Source organism: Paenibacillus sp. FSL F4-0122, assembly GCF_038002845.1.
GTDB classification, from domain to species: Bacteria; Bacillota; Bacilli; order Paenibacillales; family Paenibacillaceae; genus Paenibacillus_AQ; species Paenibacillus_AQ odorifer.
This window is the reverse complement of sequence record NZ_JBBODI010000001.1, coordinates 141,168-157,823: the sequence shown is the minus strand read 5'-3', so window position 1 is coordinate 157,823 and position 16,656 is coordinate 141,168. Positions and strand designations below refer to the sequence as shown.

14 protein-coding genes and 1 riboswitch are annotated in these 16,656 nt (G+C 45.8%); of the genes, 13 read left to right on the top strand and 1 reads right to left on the bottom strand.

Going from position 1 to position 16,656, the window contains the following annotated elements:
- Positions 1-40 precede the first annotated feature (40 nt).
- The 6 genes from MHH49_RS00660 (at position 41) to thiH (ending at position 6,386) form a co-directional block, all read left to right on the top strand.
- The gene (locus MHH49_RS00660; protein ID WP_341137831.1) at positions 41-2,152 is read left to right on the top strand and encodes a GDSL-type esterase/lipase family protein; all 2,112 of its coding nucleotides are present in this window, start codon (positions 41-43) and stop codon (positions 2,150-2,152) included.
- Between the two features lie 236 nt (positions 2,153-2,388).
- Positions 2,389-3,261: an SDR family oxidoreductase gene (locus MHH49_RS00655; protein WP_038569678.1), complete on the top strand. Its 873-nt coding sequence runs from the start codon at positions 2,389-2,391 to the stop codon at positions 3,259-3,261.
- Between the two features lie 87 nt (positions 3,262-3,348).
- Positions 3,349-3,450: riboswitch (TPP riboswitch) on the top strand.
- A 115-nt stretch (positions 3,451-3,565) separates the two neighbouring features.
- On the top strand, positions 3,566-4,171 hold the full coding sequence (locus MHH49_RS00650; protein WP_076100104.1) for a thiamine phosphate synthase: 606 nt from the start codon (positions 3,566-3,568) through the stop codon (positions 4,169-4,171).
- A 38-nt stretch (positions 4,172-4,209) separates the two neighbouring features.
- Positions 4,210-4,413 (top strand): sulfur carrier protein ThiS, encoded by a 204-nt coding sequence (gene thiS / locus MHH49_RS00645; RefSeq protein WP_076100105.1) that lies wholly within the window; start codon positions 4,210-4,212, stop codon positions 4,411-4,413.
- A gap of 55 nt (positions 4,414-4,468) precedes the next feature.
- Positions 4,469-5,236 (top strand): thiazole synthase, encoded by a 768-nt coding sequence (locus MHH49_RS00640; protein ID WP_339211722.1) that lies wholly within the window; start codon positions 4,469-4,471, stop codon positions 5,234-5,236.
- 34 nt (positions 5,237-5,270) lie between these two features.
- Positions 5,271-6,386, top strand: a complete 1,116-nt coding sequence (gene thiH, locus MHH49_RS00635) for a 2-iminoacetate synthase ThiH (protein ID WP_339211723.1) — start codon at positions 5,271-5,273, stop codon at positions 6,384-6,386.
- A gap of 83 nt (positions 6,387-6,469) precedes the next feature.
- Here the strand turns inward: thiH and yfbR are convergent, their stop codons facing one another.
- Positions 6,470-7,075 (bottom strand): 5'-deoxynucleotidase, encoded by a 606-nt coding sequence (yfbR, locus tag MHH49_RS00630; RefSeq protein ID WP_094901415.1) that lies wholly within the window; start codon positions 7,073-7,075, stop codon positions 6,470-6,472.
- 102 nt (positions 7,076-7,177) lie between these two features.
- Here yfbR and MHH49_RS00625 point away from each other — a divergent pair, with 102 nt between their 5' ends.
- The 7 genes from MHH49_RS00625 (at position 7,178) to polA (ending at position 16,642) form a co-directional block, all read left to right on the top strand.
- Positions 7,178-8,737, top strand: a complete 1,560-nt coding sequence (locus MHH49_RS00625) for a fumarate hydratase (RefSeq protein WP_076146271.1) — start codon at positions 7,178-7,180, stop codon at positions 8,735-8,737.
- Between the two features lie 159 nt (positions 8,738-8,896).
- Positions 8,897-9,283: a VOC family protein gene (locus MHH49_RS00620; RefSeq protein ID WP_076104073.1), complete on the top strand. Its 387-nt coding sequence runs from the start codon at positions 8,897-8,899 to the stop codon at positions 9,281-9,283.
- Between the two features lie 178 nt (positions 9,284-9,461).
- Complete coding sequence (gene pnpS, locus MHH49_RS00615; protein ID WP_341137830.1) at positions 9,462-11,258, top strand: two-component system histidine kinase PnpS; 1,797 nt, start codon at positions 9,462-9,464, stop codon at positions 11,256-11,258.
- A gap of 109 nt (positions 11,259-11,367) precedes the next feature.
- Positions 11,368-12,096 carry a response regulator transcription factor gene (locus tag MHH49_RS00610; protein WP_036678951.1) on the top strand — a complete coding sequence of 243 codons (729 nt, stop codon included), beginning with the start codon at positions 11,368-11,370 and terminating at the stop codon, positions 12,094-12,096.
- A gap of 198 nt (positions 12,097-12,294) precedes the next feature.
- Entirely contained in the window at positions 12,295-13,050 is a 756-nt protein-coding gene (pstB, locus tag MHH49_RS00605; protein ID WP_036678954.1) for a phosphate ABC transporter ATP-binding protein PstB, read from the top strand.
- A gap of 73 nt (positions 13,051-13,123) precedes the next feature.
- Positions 13,124-13,783, top strand: coding sequence for a phosphate signaling complex protein PhoU (gene phoU / locus MHH49_RS00600; RefSeq protein WP_036678957.1), 660 nt, complete (start codon positions 13,124-13,126; stop codon positions 13,781-13,783).
- Between the two features lie 189 nt (positions 13,784-13,972).
- Positions 13,973-16,642 (top strand): DNA polymerase I, encoded by a 2,670-nt coding sequence (polA, locus tag MHH49_RS00595; protein ID WP_076100112.1) that lies wholly within the window; start codon positions 13,973-13,975, stop codon positions 16,640-16,642.
- Positions 16,643-16,656: the final 14 nt, after the last annotated feature.

The following is a 16,656-nucleotide window of genomic DNA, read 5'->3' as shown; positions in this document are numbered from 1 at the left end:
CTAGGTAAGTACTTCGAGAAACGGAAGGAAGTGTAATGAAGTGAGAAAGCTGTGTAGGGATATACTAATCTTATCTTCTTTACTTATGGCTTCATTGACTCTTACTCACGGTATAACAGAGGCAGCCCTTATTAAAGATGGGGTAGAGGGGCAACCTCCAATCCAAATTGCAAACGCATACAAGCTTAATTTTACAAACCAAGTTAAAGCAGGGTATCAATCCGTTAGGTATGATCCTAATCGCGGTGCGCAATTGTATGACTCATCATTAGGTTATGGTTTTGTCCAAGAGACCAACGCTTTACCCGCTAGAGAAGTGCATACCGATTCAATTACATCCGATGGAACAGGTTTTTTCATCACAGAATCTTATTTTTTTGCTGAACCTAAATCTGAAAAGGATAATTATAATAACTACGGCATGGCGTTTCGAATGGATGCTTCCCCTGGAACCTACAACGTATATGTAAAAACGACTTCTGACGCAGAGGATGGGATCGTGTCAGTATCAGGAATGCAGACCAGCCGCTTGTTGAAAAGTGGACATTGGGACGCGGCAAAGCTTGTACCCGTCAAGCATACGGCTGTAGCCAAAGGGAAAGAGTGGACTTATACGTATGTAAACGGCCGTGACCATATAGATATTGAGATTGAACCGAACAAAGTGAACACAGCTGTAGGGATTGAGGAGATCATACTGGAACCGATTTTGCCACAGCATAGAGCAGCTGGAGCTCTTCCGAATTTATTTATACTTGGAGATTCCACGGTCAAGTCCTACACCTTCGACGAAGCGCCAATGAGTGGTTGGGGCCAGATTATTGGCAGTATGTTTAATCAACATAAAGTGAGTGTAACTAACTATTCCATGGGAGGACGCTCGTTTAAAAATGCCTATACAGAAGGTCGACTTAACGACATTTTACTGAGTGGCAGCATTGGGGATTATGTGTTTATTCAATTCGGACACAATGATGAGAGTGCAGATGAGTTCAGACGTTACGGCAGAGGTTCGACTGAGGCAATGTATGAAAACTACCTTAAAGAAGTTTATCTCCCTGCGATCCAAGCCCGGGGCATGATACCAGTACTGGTAACGCCAATGTCCAGAATTAAAGGGAATGCAAGTCCGGGATATATCTATGAGAATTCTTTTAAATCAAGAAAGTTTGTAGATATTCTTAAACGGGTTGCAGATGAATCTGGAGTTACACTTATTGACCTTAACTCGGAAAGTCTGAAATATTATAACGAGATCGGAGGAGAAGCGATAACAGCCCTCTTCATGTCAATTGAAGCCGGAGAAACGCCAGGCAAAACAAATGACGGAAGTTACGCTAACGGGCATCCTTCAAAGAAAATCGATGGGACTCATTTTAAAGAAGCGCTCGCCAAACAATTTTCGCGGATGATTGTTACGGAGCTTGTAGAGAAAGGTGCTACTGGCGATTCTACTGCTGCCTCCATTACTGCTTATCTTAAAGGGAACGTTAAGCATGCGGCACTAACAGGCAACTGGGATAAGGTTTTTCCGGAAATAACTAATGATACGACGACCGGGGAAGCTGCTTATTACCGCAATCAAATTGAAAAATTAATCCAGCTGGGAGTAATGGGCAAAGACCGTCAAGGGAATTTTAAGCCAGATACGGAGATGACAGTTGCTGAATTCACACGCAGTATTTCTAAGTTAATGAAAGTGGAAAGATCAGATCTTGCCTATTATCCGAAAGGTAAGCTGTCACGTGAAACGATGGGTGCTATTCTCTATGATGTTTACCAAGTAAAGTTTGCTAATAAACCTAAGTACATGACTGATTATAACGGCACAGCAGTAGTGCCAGGAGATCCTGGTTATGATTTCAATCTGGATCCAGGAGCTAGAGGAGCGATGTACTATCCACTTGTATCCTGGCAGCAGCTGGTTGATACGGCGGACATTTCTCCTTTTTTAATTTCAAAAGTGAAAAGTGCTTATGAATTAGGGCTTATTAGATCTGAAGTGGGGATTGCTAGAGGCCAAATGGTCAATGGGACAGAACTAGAACCTAAAGCCATAGTGACCCGGGAGAAAGCAGCTAAAGCTCTTTATTTTATGTGGGTACTGGAACATGGAGTGAATGCAGAAAATCATGTTTCTTCTTTGAAATAGTTAGGGTGAACAATTCAAGGCACAGCAGCGATGCTGTGCCTTTTTGTATGCAGTGAAGTCCTCTCCACTTACAGCAGTTTACATCCACGGTTGTTTATTTCTACTTGCATTGTGGTAAGTAAGATTCGTAAAGCGATTTAAGAAAATGACAAACCCAGCGTATAAACGTGCATTGTTGTGCCATCCTAAGATGATCAGTTAACTATCAATTTGCTTAACGAGAGGAGATAGGGAAGATGTCAGGCAATAATAAACAAGCTACAAAAACCTTACCCCCACAGGAGCAGCATCATCAGCCAGGGATTGAGAGTGAAATGACGCCGCTGCCCAAATACGAGCCGGCAAATTATAAAGCAGCAGGTAAACTGCAAGACAAGGCGGCGTTGATTACCGGTGGAGACAGCGGAATTGGGCGTGCAGTTGCTGTGCTTTTTGCTAAAGAAGGTGCTGATGTGGTCATTTCATATCTTAATGAACACTCAGATGCAGAGGAAACTAAACGTCAGGTCGAGCAGGAAGGCCGCAAATGTATCCTAATTCCAGGTGATATCGGTGACGAGAAATTCTGTAAGGATCTTATTAAACAGACGGTAGAGGGCTTAGGAAAGCTTGATATTCTCATCAATAACGCGGCGGAGCAACATCCGCAAGCTAAGATCGAGGATATTACTTCCGAGCAGCTAGAGCGTACTTTCCGTACGAATATATTTGCGATGTTCTATTTAACAAAAGCAGCTATGCCTCATTTAAAAGCAGGATCTACAATTATAAATACAACTTCAATTACCGCTTATCGCGGAAGCCCGCAGCTGCTGGACTATTCATCAACTAAAGGAGCTATCCTGAGTTTCACACGATCTTTGTCCACGAATCTGGCGGAGAAGGGCATACGGGTAAACGGTGTAGCACCAGGTCCAATCTGGACACCGCTAATTCCCTCTACCTTTGATGCGAAGCAGGTTAGCGAGTTTGGAGGCACGCAGCCTATGAAACGGCCTGGACAACCAGAGGAGCTGGCGCCAGCCTATGTATATCTTGCCTCTGACGATTCCAGTTATGTGACTGGACAGGTTATTCATGTAAATGGTGGCGAGGTAGTAAACGGTTAGATTAGTACAGCTAATGTGAATAAATGGGTGTATTTCAATAAAAAAATATGTTACTATAAACCACGTTAGCATTTTAAAATTGTATATTTATGTCACTAGGGGTGCCGATTGGCTGAGACGGAATGGATTTCCGGACCCTTTGAACCTGATCTGGTTAAGACCAGCGTAGGGAAGTGGAGAACGAATTTCTGTTGTCGGGCTATTTGTAGTACCGTCTATATACAGATTCTGACTGCCTTCCTTACGGGGGCAGTTTTTTTGTTTTTTACTGGCCTACAGGGAAGTGAGAGAGAGGAGATCGCGAGTGGTACAAGCTGAGATCCATCTAATATCAGACGGCAAGCAGCTGTTGAGACAATTTGTTGAACTGGCTGTCACGGTGCAGACATGGGTCGATTATATTCACTTAAGAGAGAAGCAATGTCCAGCACGCGAACTGCTCTCTGCGGCACAGGAGCTGTTGGCTGCCGGTATACCCGCTACCAAACTGATAATCAATGACCGGATCGATGTAGCATTGGCAGCTGGTGCCGCGGGTGTTCAGTTGGCTGGGCACAGTCTGAGCCCGCTTACAGCCCGGCGAATTGCACCTCAGCTTTGGCTGGGGAGATCGGTTCATTCTCCGGAAGAAGCGGCGAATGCTTCAGAGCAGGGAGCTGATTATTGCTTGTTTGGCCATGTATTTCCCTCGGCGAGCAAGCTAGGGCTGCCCGCACGTGGGTTAGAGCTGCTTGCAGAAACGGTGAAGACTAGCTCTATTCCTGTAATTGCGATTGGCGGAATTGGTCCCGCTAATGCGGCGCAGATCATTAGGCAAGGCGCGGCAGGAATTGCTGTGATGTCCGGAATTTGCGGAGCGGATGATCCTTATGAGGCCGCCAAAGCTATTCATAAGGCGGTTCATTCATAGCCGGGAGGTAAAAGCATAGGCGAAGGGGGTGATTCAGAATGAGACTGTTGATTAACGGGAAATCCGCAGAGTGTTCTGGTGGTATTCAAACTATAGCTGATTTGATCAGTCTTCCTGAGTGGTCGGGTCGTCTGATGATCATTGAGCTGAATGGAGAAATTGTCAGTAAGGAGAATTATGAAAGTACTGCTCTGAGCGAGGATGATCGTTTGGAACTGGTGCACTTTGTTGGTGGGGGTTGAGATGGAGCGGTATAGAATTTTGAGAAATTTCTAAGAACCAAAGGGAGGTAATTTCATGCATGACCCGTTACATATTGGAGGCATCGAATTAACTAGTAGATTATTTATCGGAACCGGAAAATATAGCCGGAATGCTCTGATCCCCGGAGTGATCGCAAGCTCTGGTTCTCAGGTGATTACTGTAGCGCTTCGCCGAGTGGACCCGGAAGGTGGAGCAGAAAATATCATGAACCACATTCCCGGCCACATGACTCTTCTGCCTAATACCTCAGGAGCGCGTACAGCGGAAGAGGCAGTCCGTATTGCGAGATTAGCAAGAGCTGCGGGACTGGGGAACTGGGTGAAGATCGAAGTGATCAATGATCAGAAATACCTGCTTCCAGATAATCTGGAGACCATACGAGCTACAGAGATTCTAGCGGCGGAGGGTTTTGTAGTACTGCCATATATGAGTCCGGACCTTTCGGCTGCTTTACGTCTGAGAGATGCCGGTGCTGCTGCTGTGATGCCGCTTGGTGCGCCGATCGGGACGAATCGCGGCCTGCGCACCAAGGAGCTCGTGCGTATTCTTATTGAAGAAGTGAATTTGCCGATTATTGTAGATGCCGGAATTGGCAAGCCCTCGGAAGCGGCGGAAGCAATGGAGATGGGGGCCGCTGCTGTTCTGCTTAATACGGCTATCGCAACGGCACGTAATCCGCTCGTCATGGCGGAAGCGTTCCGCGAGGCGATATCCGCTGGCCGCAAAGCTTATTTGGCAGGACTCGGTCCTGTAGAAGAAGTTGCTTTTGCTTCGTCACCGTTGACTGGATTTCTGAACTGAATTTGATAGGTTCACCAAAGGAGGGAGGATTAGCATGAGCTTTTTTGACACACTGGTCCGCTTGGAGCAGTATCCTTATGAGCAGCTGTGGAAGGAGTTCCGGGAGGATGACGTTAAGCGGGCGCTTGGAAAAGACAAGCTGAACGAAAATGATTTGCTGGCATTGCTCTCTCCAGCAGCAACGCCGCTGCTAGAGGAGATGGCGCAAGCTGCTCAGCGACTGACCCGTGCACATTTTGGTTATTCGATGCAGCTGTTCACACCGATGTATCTTGCCGATTTTTGTGTGAATCATTGTACCTACTGCAGCTTCAGCTCCATTTATGATTTTCCGCGTAAAAAGCTGTCCTTGGAGGAGGTTCGCAGGGAGGCTGAGAAGATTGCAGCTACAGGTCTGCGGCATATCCTCATTTTGACTGGTGAATCGCGCCGGGAGAATCCTGTCTCATATATTAAGGATTGTGTAGTTGTACTTAGAGAATTTTTTTCCTCCGTCAGTATTGAGATAAATCCTCTATCGACTGCCGAATATAAAGAGCTTCTTCAAGCAGGCGTGGATGGATTAACACTATACCAAGAGGTTTACCACCAGGAGACTTACAAAAAGCTGCATGTTAAAGGGCCTAAAAGAAACTACCGGAATCGCCTGGATGCACCTGAACGCGGCTGTCAGGCAGGTTTTCGTTCTGTGAATATTGGTACGTTGCTCGGGATGTACGATTGGCGGCAAGAGGCATTCCAAAGTGCCATGCATGCCCGCTATCTACAGGATCGGTATCCAGATTGCGAGATCAGCCTGTCACCCCCACGGTTTCGGCCTTATTTAGGGGAATTTAACCCAGAGTGCGATGTTACCGATCGATCACTAGTGCAGATTATTTTGGCATACCGGTTATTTTTACCCCGTTCGGGCATTACTTTATCTACAAGAGAGCCTGCCTCTCTACGCGATCATTTAATTCATCTAGGAATAACTAAGATGTCAGCCGGGGTCACTACTGAGGTGGGCGGTCACACTAATGCAGGGGGAACTCCGCAATTCGAAATATCCGATAGCCGCAGTGTGCAGGAGATTACGGAAATGCTATATACGAAGGGTTTGCAGCCGATTTTTAAAGACTGGGATATCCTGACTGAATCAGTAACGTAACGCTTGTATTTTTATTATTAATCACTAAAGGGACCCCTGCGAGATTCATGCGGAGGTCCTTTTTTCTATTGTGTAGATGGTGTTTAGTTTCCGGCAGAGAGCTCATCGAGAGACATTTCGAAGCTCGGTGCCATATGAGTCAGAAAATAATCCACTTCCTGCAGGCCAAGCCCACGAAGTTTTGCTGCTGTCTGCTCCTTCGCGGCGGCAAATTCTCGGTTGCCTGCAGCAACCTCCCATACGCATTTCAAATAAGCATCCAGCCGATCAGCGGCTTTCACATAGCTGTGCAGCAGAATGTCCTCCGAATCGGGAGGGCTGTCTTCCGGTCGTATGAGCTGAGTGTAGATGCTTTTTAGCTCTGATGGAATCATTCCAGTTAAGCGATCAGCCGCAACTTTTTCCATTTCGCGGAAGCTGGTGAGCAAGCGAGGATTGTTGTATTTTACCGGCGTGGCAATGTCGCCTGTGAATACTTCGCTGGCATCATGGAAAAGAGCTATGGTTGCTGCTCGTTCCGCGTTTAATGAACGCCCGAAATGTACATTACCAATGGAACAGAGCATATGTGTGAGCAATGCAACATGAAAAGAATGCTCAGCGACGTTCTCCGGTGCGGTGCTGCGCATCAAGCTCCAGCGCTGAATATACTGAAGACGATATAGATAGGCAGAAAAATGGTAGCTCAATTTTAAAGTAACCCCTTTCATGCGGTGCTAGGTATGATATTATTATACTAATTGTATCAAACTTTAGATAACCTGGAACTGCCGAGAGGAGCTTGAATGAAGATGCAGCATTTTGAAGACAGTATTTATAACCTTATCGTAGAAACTTCCACGAATTTGCCGGGAGATGTACGCCGGGCAGTTGCAAAAGGTCGCGCGCTGGAAGACAGGGCTACCCGGTCCGGTCTTGCTTTAACCACGATTGCACAAAATATCGGAATGGCTGAGCAGCAAGTGTCTCCGATCTGTCAGGATACGGGAATGCCTACATTTATCATTCACACCCCTGTGGGAATCAATCAGATTGAGATGAAAAAAGATATTCATAATGCCATTGTACGAGCGACCAAGAATGGTAAACTTCGTCCCAATTCTGTAGATTCATTAACAGGTGAGAATAGCGGAGATAACTTGGGTGCAGGCACACCAGTCATTCATTTCGAACAATGGGAAGAGGATAAAATAGACGTTAGACTTATTCTGAAGGGTGGAGGCTGCGAGAATAAAAATATTCAATACAGTCTCCCGGCAGAATTAGAAGGACTCGGCAAAGCGGGTCGGGATCTGGACGGAATCCGTAAATGTATTTTACACGCGGTATATCAGGCGCAGGGACAAGGCTGTAGTGCCGGTTTTATTGGCGTGGGTATCGGCGGTGACCGTACGACTGGCTACGAGCTGGCTAAGAAGCAGTTGTTCCGCAAAGTGGAGGATGTTAATCCGATAGAAGACCTTAGCAAGCTGGAAGACTATATTATGGAGAATGCTAACAAGCTTGGAATTGGCACGATGGGTTTTGGTGGTGAGGTATCGCTGCTGGGCTGTAAGATTGGCGTTATGAATCGTCTGCCAGCTAGCTTTTTCGTATCCGTTGCTTATAACTGTTGGGCCTTCCGCCGCCAAGGGGTGCTGGTTGATCCATCAACTGGCAATATAGAGGATTGGTTATATGAGAGCGGCACAGGGATATCTGTAGATGATGAAGGAGCACATGAATCTGAAGCGGTAATTGCTGAGGGAGCTAACAGCCCAGCGTCTGAGTCGCGGGAAGTACGTCTTACAACGCCGGTAAGTGAAGAGGATATCCGTAGTCTGCGTGTTGGAGACGTGGTTATTTTATCCGGTGAAATGCATACAGGCCGTGATGCTCTGCACAAATATTTAATGGATCATGAGTCTCCGGTAGATCTGGAAGGGGCTGTGATTTATCATTGCGGTCCTGTGATGATGAAAGATGAGGAAGGCTGGCATGTAAAAGCTGCGGGCCCAACTACGAGCATTCGTGAAGAGCCTTATCAAGGCGATATCATCAAAAAATTTGGAATCCGTGCAGTCATCGGAAAAGGTGGTATGGGTCCAAAAACGTTAAAAGCCTTACAGGAGCACGGCGGGGTATACCTCAATGCGATTGGTGGAGCCGCCCAGTATTATGCAGAGTGCATCAAGAAGGTCAACGCTGTTGATTTTATGGAATTTGGTATTCCTGAGGCGATGTGGCATCTTGATGTGGAGGGTTTTGCAGCGATTGTGACGATGGATGCTCACGGCAACAGTCTGCATGCGGATGTGGAAAAAGATTCTGCAGCTAAATTGACTCAATTCAAGGAGCCAGTGTTTAAATAAATGGGGTTACAACCGGTGGATAAGTCATGAGGAGGGCAGATTCTCTGAATGGCTTTTCCATGGGTTTTAATCAAATTATCAGGATTTATATGTTCCAGACTATAAATTATCCTTAAGGAACGCCGAAGGCGTTTTTGCCTGTCCAAAGGAGGACAACGAATGGCACCACATTATATTAGAAATGGGTTTCTTAACGTTACGCCGTATTTTATTGCGGAAGATGCAGACCAATTGATAGATTTTGTTGTGCACTGCTTTGATGCCAAAATTATTGATATGCTGCGAAACGATGAGGGTAGGATTAGGCATGCCGAGGTCAGAATCGGTGATTCCATCATTGAGATTTCCGAAGCGAATGAAAAGTATTCACCGGTACAGCTTGCCATTCATCTTTATGTAAGAAATGTTGATGAGACCTACCGCAAGTGCCTGAATGCCGGGGCCTCTATTATTGAAGAACCACTGGATAAGTCCTATGGAGAAAGAGGAGCAGGGGTTAGAGACCGTCAGGGTAATCAGTGGTTTCTTGCTACCCGTACAGAATAAACTCATGTGTTTTTACAAAAGTAATACAAAGTAACAGTCCAGAGTTAATCAACTCGGGCTGTTATTTTTATATAATCTACTCTGGGGGGCTTATGTCACGGTCATAGTCGTACTGGTATTTTGGAGAAAATGAAGTTAGGATAAAAGATACAATGATAAAGGGAGAGGCAAATCTCAGATGAAACCGTTTCGCGCTCGTCTTACGTTTATACTTATGGCCTTAATCGGTATTTCCATGATTGGTACTGGATTTACGATGGCGCATCTGTTTAAGAGCTCCCATATAACTGCTCTGGAAGAGAATATGTCCCGGGAAATAAGCTTGCTCTCAGGCACACTGGAATTTGTAGATATGAATTCTTCGAATGCGATCCCGTATTACACTGAACAGGCGGAGCATATTTCTAAACTTTTAGATTCTCGGATAACGTTTATTACAAAGTCGGGTAAAGTAATTGGCGATTCTGAGAAAAACCCCTTGGAAATGGACAACCACTCTAATCGTGAAGAAGAAATAGGGGCTGCGAAAGAGGGAACTGGACGGGCAATCCGTTACAGCGAAACTCTAAAGCATGAGATGCTATATGTGGCTGGAAAGGTAACTTCAGATCAGGGATTTGACGGCTATATTCGGGTCTCAATGGGACTTGATGCTGTAACGCAAGGTCTTAAGCATGCATGGATGATTATGGCTGCAGGTCTAATTATCTTGTTCTTGTCAGCAACGATTGTGAGCTATAAAGTAGCTTCAAGCATGACTTCCCCGTTGGAGCAAATCACAAGAGTCGCCCGGCGGATTACCGATCTGGATTATGATGCCAGAGTTCATTTGAAGCGTAAAGATGAAGTTGGACAGCTGGCTACAGCGATTAATGCGATGGCAGACAGTCTTCAAGACCAGCTCAAGACGATTCGTGATAATGAGGATCTGCTGCAAAGCGTGCTGGATAATATGACTGGCGGCATCATAATGATCAATGCGGAAGAAGAGATTGCGCTGCTCAATCGGGCTTCAGAGCGAATGCTTGATGTCAGCAACAGTGAAATGGCGGGTCATTCGTACAAAGAGTTAAAACGGCATTATGAGCTAACCCGTCTGCTTGAAGAAGGGGTATTAAGCCGGGAGCCGATTCATGAAGAGCGAAGTATTTATAACCCAAGAGAGCGAATTGTACGGATGGACGCGGTTCCGATGATCCAGGATGGTACGTACAGAGGTATGCTTTTCCTATTGCAAGAGGTTACGGAAATTCGCCGTTTGGAGCGGATGCGCAGTGAATTTGTCGCTAACGTATCGCATGAACTAAAGACTCCGGTTGCAGCGGTCAAAGGGTTTGCCGAGACCTTACTGGGAGGCGGAGTTAAAGATGAGAAGACGGCGAGATCCTTCCTGCAAATTATATATGATGAGAATGAGCGTTTAAATCGCTTGATTGGAGATATTCTGGAATTATCTAAAATCGAATCTAAACGGGTGCAGCTCGATTGCTCACCGGTTCATATCATTGAATTCTTTGATTCCGTGCTGGGAACCATCAGTAAAGTCGCTGAGAAGAAAAACATTAGTCTTAATGTAGAGGTTCCTGAGGAGCTGTTCATTGAGGCGGATGAGGATAAGCTGCGTCAAATCTTTATGAATCTTTTCTCTAATGCGATTAATTACACACATGAAGGCGGAAACGTAAAGGTCTACGTTAAGAGTCTACTGAAACCAGACGGCTCCGAAAATTTTCAATTTACTGTTAGCGATACGGGTATGGGGATTCCTAAAAAAGATCTGCCGCGTATTTTTGAACGTTTTTACCGTGTGGATAAGGCAAGATCCAGAAGCTCCGGTGGAACGGGATTGGGGCTGTCTATTGTGAAGCATTTGGTAGATATGCACCATGGAGTGATTTCAGTTGAAAGTGATCTGGGAATCGGCAGTTCCTTTGTGATTGAATTGCCTTTGCTGCAGGAAGAAAAGACCGATTAGATTTTTGTAAATTCACTTTTTCAATTTTACACTAAGTTAACATTACGGTGATATGATGGTTTTGTTGCTGTTTTGTAAAAATCAAACTATATGGAAGACGGGGGAACCTATGGCTCAACGATTGCTTGTCATTGAAGACGAACCGACACTAGCCCGGCTGCTGTCCTATAACTTAACGCAGGAAGGTTACGAGGTGACGGTAGAGGATCATGGAACGGCAGGATATGATCGTGCGACGAGGGAACCTTTTGACTTGATCGTATTGGATCTGATGCTGCCAGGAATGAATGGCATTGACATCCTTGATAAATTGCGTGGACAAGGTATCCGCACACCTATTATCGTATTGACTGCTAAAAATGCTGAAGAAGATGTGGTTAGAGGGCTGAAATCCGGTGCTGATGATTATATAACCAAACCTTTTGGAGTATCCGAATTGCTTGCAAGAGTGAGCGCTGTATTACGGCGGATTTCCGGCCTTGCTGAGGAGGCTCCACAAGAGACACCTATATCTGCTTCAACGATCATTCTGGGACAACTAGAAATCTATCCTGAGCGGTATGAAGTTTCCTTAGGAGGACATAGCATCAACCTTCGACCTAAAGAGTTCGAGGTATTGTTATATTTGGCCCGTAAACCCGGGGTAGTGCTGACAAGAGATGATCTTATGAACGCTGTTTGGGGCTTTGATTATATTGGTGGACAGCGTACAGTTGATGTGCATGTAAGTTCACTCCGTAAAAAGCTTGAGCTAGATCCAGAATCCGTTCATATCGATTCCATTCGAGGTGTAGGTTATAAATTAGTTGTTAACAAAAAGAGAGCTCCGGTCATTTAGCATGACGGGAGTTTTCTTCTTTATCCCGTTCATAAACAAGATTCAGGTGAGATTACACGCCGAATTGTAGGGAATACTATCACGTGGACTAATTCATCTTCACCAATTTTACATTGCGTTAACATTTCTCTCCAACTGTATTTACATTAAAAGCTTATTATGGAGAACGAAGATGATGAGAAGGAGACGTAAATACTAATGAAATCCATCATTGACATAGAGAAACTTGATCTCTACTATGAGTCATTTCACGCACTGAAGAATGTGAATCTGCAAATTCCGGAGAAACAGGTTACTGCTTTTATCGGACCTTCCGGTTGCGGAAAATCCACTCTGTTGCGCACGCTGAATCGTATGAATGATATGATTCCTGGTACACGTATTGAAGGAACTGTAAACATCGGTGGCAAAAATATTTATAGTGACGAGGTAGAGGTAGAAAGCCTGCGTAAACAGGTCGGCATGGTATTCCAACAGCCAAATCCTTTTCCAAAGTCGATTTACGACAATGTAGCTTACGGTCCTCGCCTGCATGGCATTCGTTCAAAGAGCGAACTGGATGAGATTGTAGAGCAAAGTCTGCGTCATTCCGCGCTGTGGGAGGAAGTTAAAGATTTTCTGAAAAAATCTGCCCTTAGCTTGTCCGGCGGACAGCAGCAACGGCTGTGTATTGCCCGAGCTTTGGCAGTTCAGCCGGATATCCTGCTCATGGATGAAGCAACGTCTGCACTGGATCCTGTGTCTACGCTCAAGATAGAGGAGCTTGTACAGGAATTAAGAAGTAAGTATACAATCGTTATGGTTACTCATAACATGCATCAGGCGGCACGTGTATCTGGTCGAACCGTGTTTTTCTTGAATGGTGTAATTGTAGAGGCGGCGGATACAGAGGTGTTGTTCTCGACTCCTAAGGATTCCCGCACCGAAGATTATATTTCTGGACGTTTCGGCTGATACGGGCTACAAGGGCGCTCGTCCTTGGAAATGGCAAGCTGACCATACATTAATGAGGAGGATCGCTCTTACTATGATTCGCAGAAAAGAATTTGATAAAGATTTGGAAGAGCTGCGCAGTCTGCTGCAGCAGATGGGTGAACATGTAATAGATGCTCTTGGTGGAGCAATTGTTGCTTTACAGAATCTTGATACTGTGCGCGCTCAGGAAATCATTAAAGCAGATTTGCAGCTGAATGCCATGGAAGATAAAATCATGGAAATTGGCTCACGGCTAATTATTACGCAGCAGCCTGTAGCAAAAGATTTGCGCCGCATTATCGTTGCTTTCAAAATATCTAGCGATTTGGAACGTATGGGTGACTTGGCTATTGATGTTGCGAAAGCAACTATGCGCATCCATGGACAGCAGCTGATCAAGCCGCTTGTAGACATTCCGCGTATGGCGGAAATTGTGACGACCATGATTGATGAGGCTATCCAGTCTTATCTGGATGAGAACACTGATCTGGCTTATAGAATGGCACAAGATGATGATCAGGTCGATCAATTATATGGTTCGATGATCAATGAGCTATATAGTTATATGGTGGCAAAACCGGATTCTGTGTCCCAAGCTATGTTATTAACGCTGGTAGGCCGTTATATTGAACGGATTGCCGATCATGCGACTAACATTGGTGAGAGTGTTGTTTATCTGGTCACAGGCAGCCGTCCGGACTTGAATCAGTAATTTGTACTCACACATCTTTTGTTATATCTTTAGTTAAACTAAGTAGCCGCCCTTTTAAAAGGGCGGCTACTTGTTGTATATCCTTAACATATCAGCTTATCCCACTGTTTAGGTTGGTAAAGCCGTTTCTACTTGTACAGGGCATATGGTAAGATGTAAGGAGTAAGCATGAAAAAGGCGAGGTGCACTATGGACAAGTTGATACTTATAGATGGAAACAATATTATTTACCGTGCTTTTTTTGCGATGCCCCCGCTGACGAATACAGCAGGGCAACAGACAAATGCGGTGTACGGATTTACAACGATGCTGCTTCGTTTAATCGAAGAACATAAACCGACACATATGATTGTCGCTTTCGATGCAGGGAAAGTTACTTTTCGGCATGAAGGTTATCAGGATTATAAGGGCGGCCGGCAAAAAACACCGCCCGAGCTCTCCGAGCAGTTCCCATTGCTGAAGGAATTGCTGACTAATTTAGGTGTACCGCAGTTTGAAATTGGCAATTATGAGGCTGATGATATTATTGGCACCATTTCGCGCCAGGCGGATGAAGCGGGACGGCAGGTTATGATCGTGTCGGGAGACAAGGATATGTTGCAGCTGGCCTCTGAGCATACGACCGTTGCTTTAATCCGCAAAGGGGTCACTGAAGTTGAGCTTTATGGGCCGGAACAAATCCGGGAGAAATATGACCTAACCCCAGAGCAGATCATTGATCTTAAAGGGCTGATGGGCGATGCGAGTGACAACATCCCGGGAGTACCCGGCGTAGGTGAGAAGACAGCTTTGAAGCTGCTGCATCAATTTGGATCGGTGGAAGGTGTCTTAGCTGGAACCGGTGAGCTAAAGGGTAAAATGAAAGAAAAACTGGAAACCCATGCGGAAGATGCGGTAATGAGTAAAAAATTAGCGACCATCTATCGCGAAGTGCCGCTTGAGCATTCGTGGGAAGACATGGTCTTTAATGGAATTTCAGCGGATACAGCCGGCCCAGCGCTTGCCAAGCTGGAATTTAAATCACTGTTGGAACGTTTGTCTCTTAGTGCTTATGCTCCTGTTGCCGAGGGAGAGGAGAGTGCGGCTGAAGTAGAAGCTGCGGCACTTGATATTACGATCGTAAGTGAAGAAGAACTTAAGGGGCTAAGTGAAGCCCTGGCTGACATTTCAGCGCTGCATGTGGAATCGAATGGAGATAATCCGCATCGTGCCGAGGTAATCGGAATAGGATTGTCCTCTCTGGAGCGGCATTACTATGTGCCGTTTGAATTACTGCATAAACCGGCTGCTGCGAAGCTGCGTGATTGGCTAGGAGATGAAAAGGCTCCGAAAAGTGGATATGATCTTCACCGCGCTGATTTGGCTTTACACTGGCAGGGAATTGCTTTTGCAGGTGCAGCCCATGATGTGCAGCTGGCGGCTTATTTGCTTGATCCTACGGAGGCTAATCAGAATCTAAACGATCTCACTGCTAAATACGGCTTGCCGCGGCTCTCTCCTGATGAAGAGGTATTTGGTAAAGGTGCCAAATACAAAATCCCTGAGCTTGAAGTCTTAGGAAATCACGTTGCACGAAAGAGTGCAACGGTTCTTGGAATCGCACAGAAGCAACAGCAGGAGCTGGTGGAGACCGCGATGACAGGGCTATTCGAGGATCTGGAAATGCCTTTGTCACGGATTTTGGCGGATATGGAGAAACAGGGGATTGCAGTCAATGCTGGTGATCTTAAAGAGCTTGGAAAAGAATTTGAGGCGCAAATTTCCAAATTGGTCAGTGAAATATACGAGATTTGTGGCACTGAGTTTAATTTGAACTCACCAAAGCAGCTGGGTGAAATCTTGTTTGTAAAGCTAGGTCTGCCTGTCGTCAAGAAGACGAAGACGGGTTATTCCACGGATGCCGAAGTGCTTGAGAAACTTGCGCCATACCACGATGTGGTGCGTTTGATTTTGCAATATCGCACAATTGCGAAGCTTCAATCTACCTACGTAGAGGGGCTGCTTAAAGAAATTTCCCCGAACACAGGGAAGGTGCATACATTCTACCGGCAGACGATTGCTGCTACAGGACGGCTTAGCAGCCAATTCCCGAACTTGCAGAATATCCCGATTCGTCTAGAGGAAGGACGCAAAATCCGCAAGGTATTCGTTCCATCCGAACCGGGCTGGTCCATCCTGGCAGCCGACTATTCGCAGATCGAACTGCGTGTGCTTGCGCATATTTCAGGTGATGAGCGGATGAAGGAAGCCTTTCTGCATGATATGGATATTCACACGAAGACAGCGATGGATGTGTTCGGTGTGACCGCGGAACAGGTGGACAGCAATATGCGCCGTGCCGCAAAAGCCGTAAACTTCGGGATCGTCTACGGGATCAGTGATTACGGCCTCTCGCAGAATTTGAATATTCCACGTAAGGAAGCCGCTCAATTTATTGAGCAGTATTTCGAGGTATATCAGGGTGTGCGCCGCTATATGGACGATATCGTAGTGGAGGCACGGAAGTATGGTTATGTGACCACATTGCTTGAACGTCGCCGTTATCTGCCGGAGATTAATGCGAAGAACTTTAATCTGCGCTCTTTTGCGGAGCGGACAGCAATGAATACACCTATACAGGGAACAGCAGCGGATATTATCAAGCTGGCGATGGTGCATATGGACAAGGCATTATTTGATCGTGGGCTTAAGAGCCGTATGCTGCTTCAAGTACACGATGAGCTTGTATTCGAGGTGCCAGAGGATGAAATGGAGCTTATGAAGACGCTTTTGCCGGAAGTAATGGGTGGAGCACTGAAGTTATCTGTGCCACTTAAGGCAGAGGTCAGCTTTGGAAGTAACTGGTACGAGGCGAAATAGACTCCCTTTAAGGT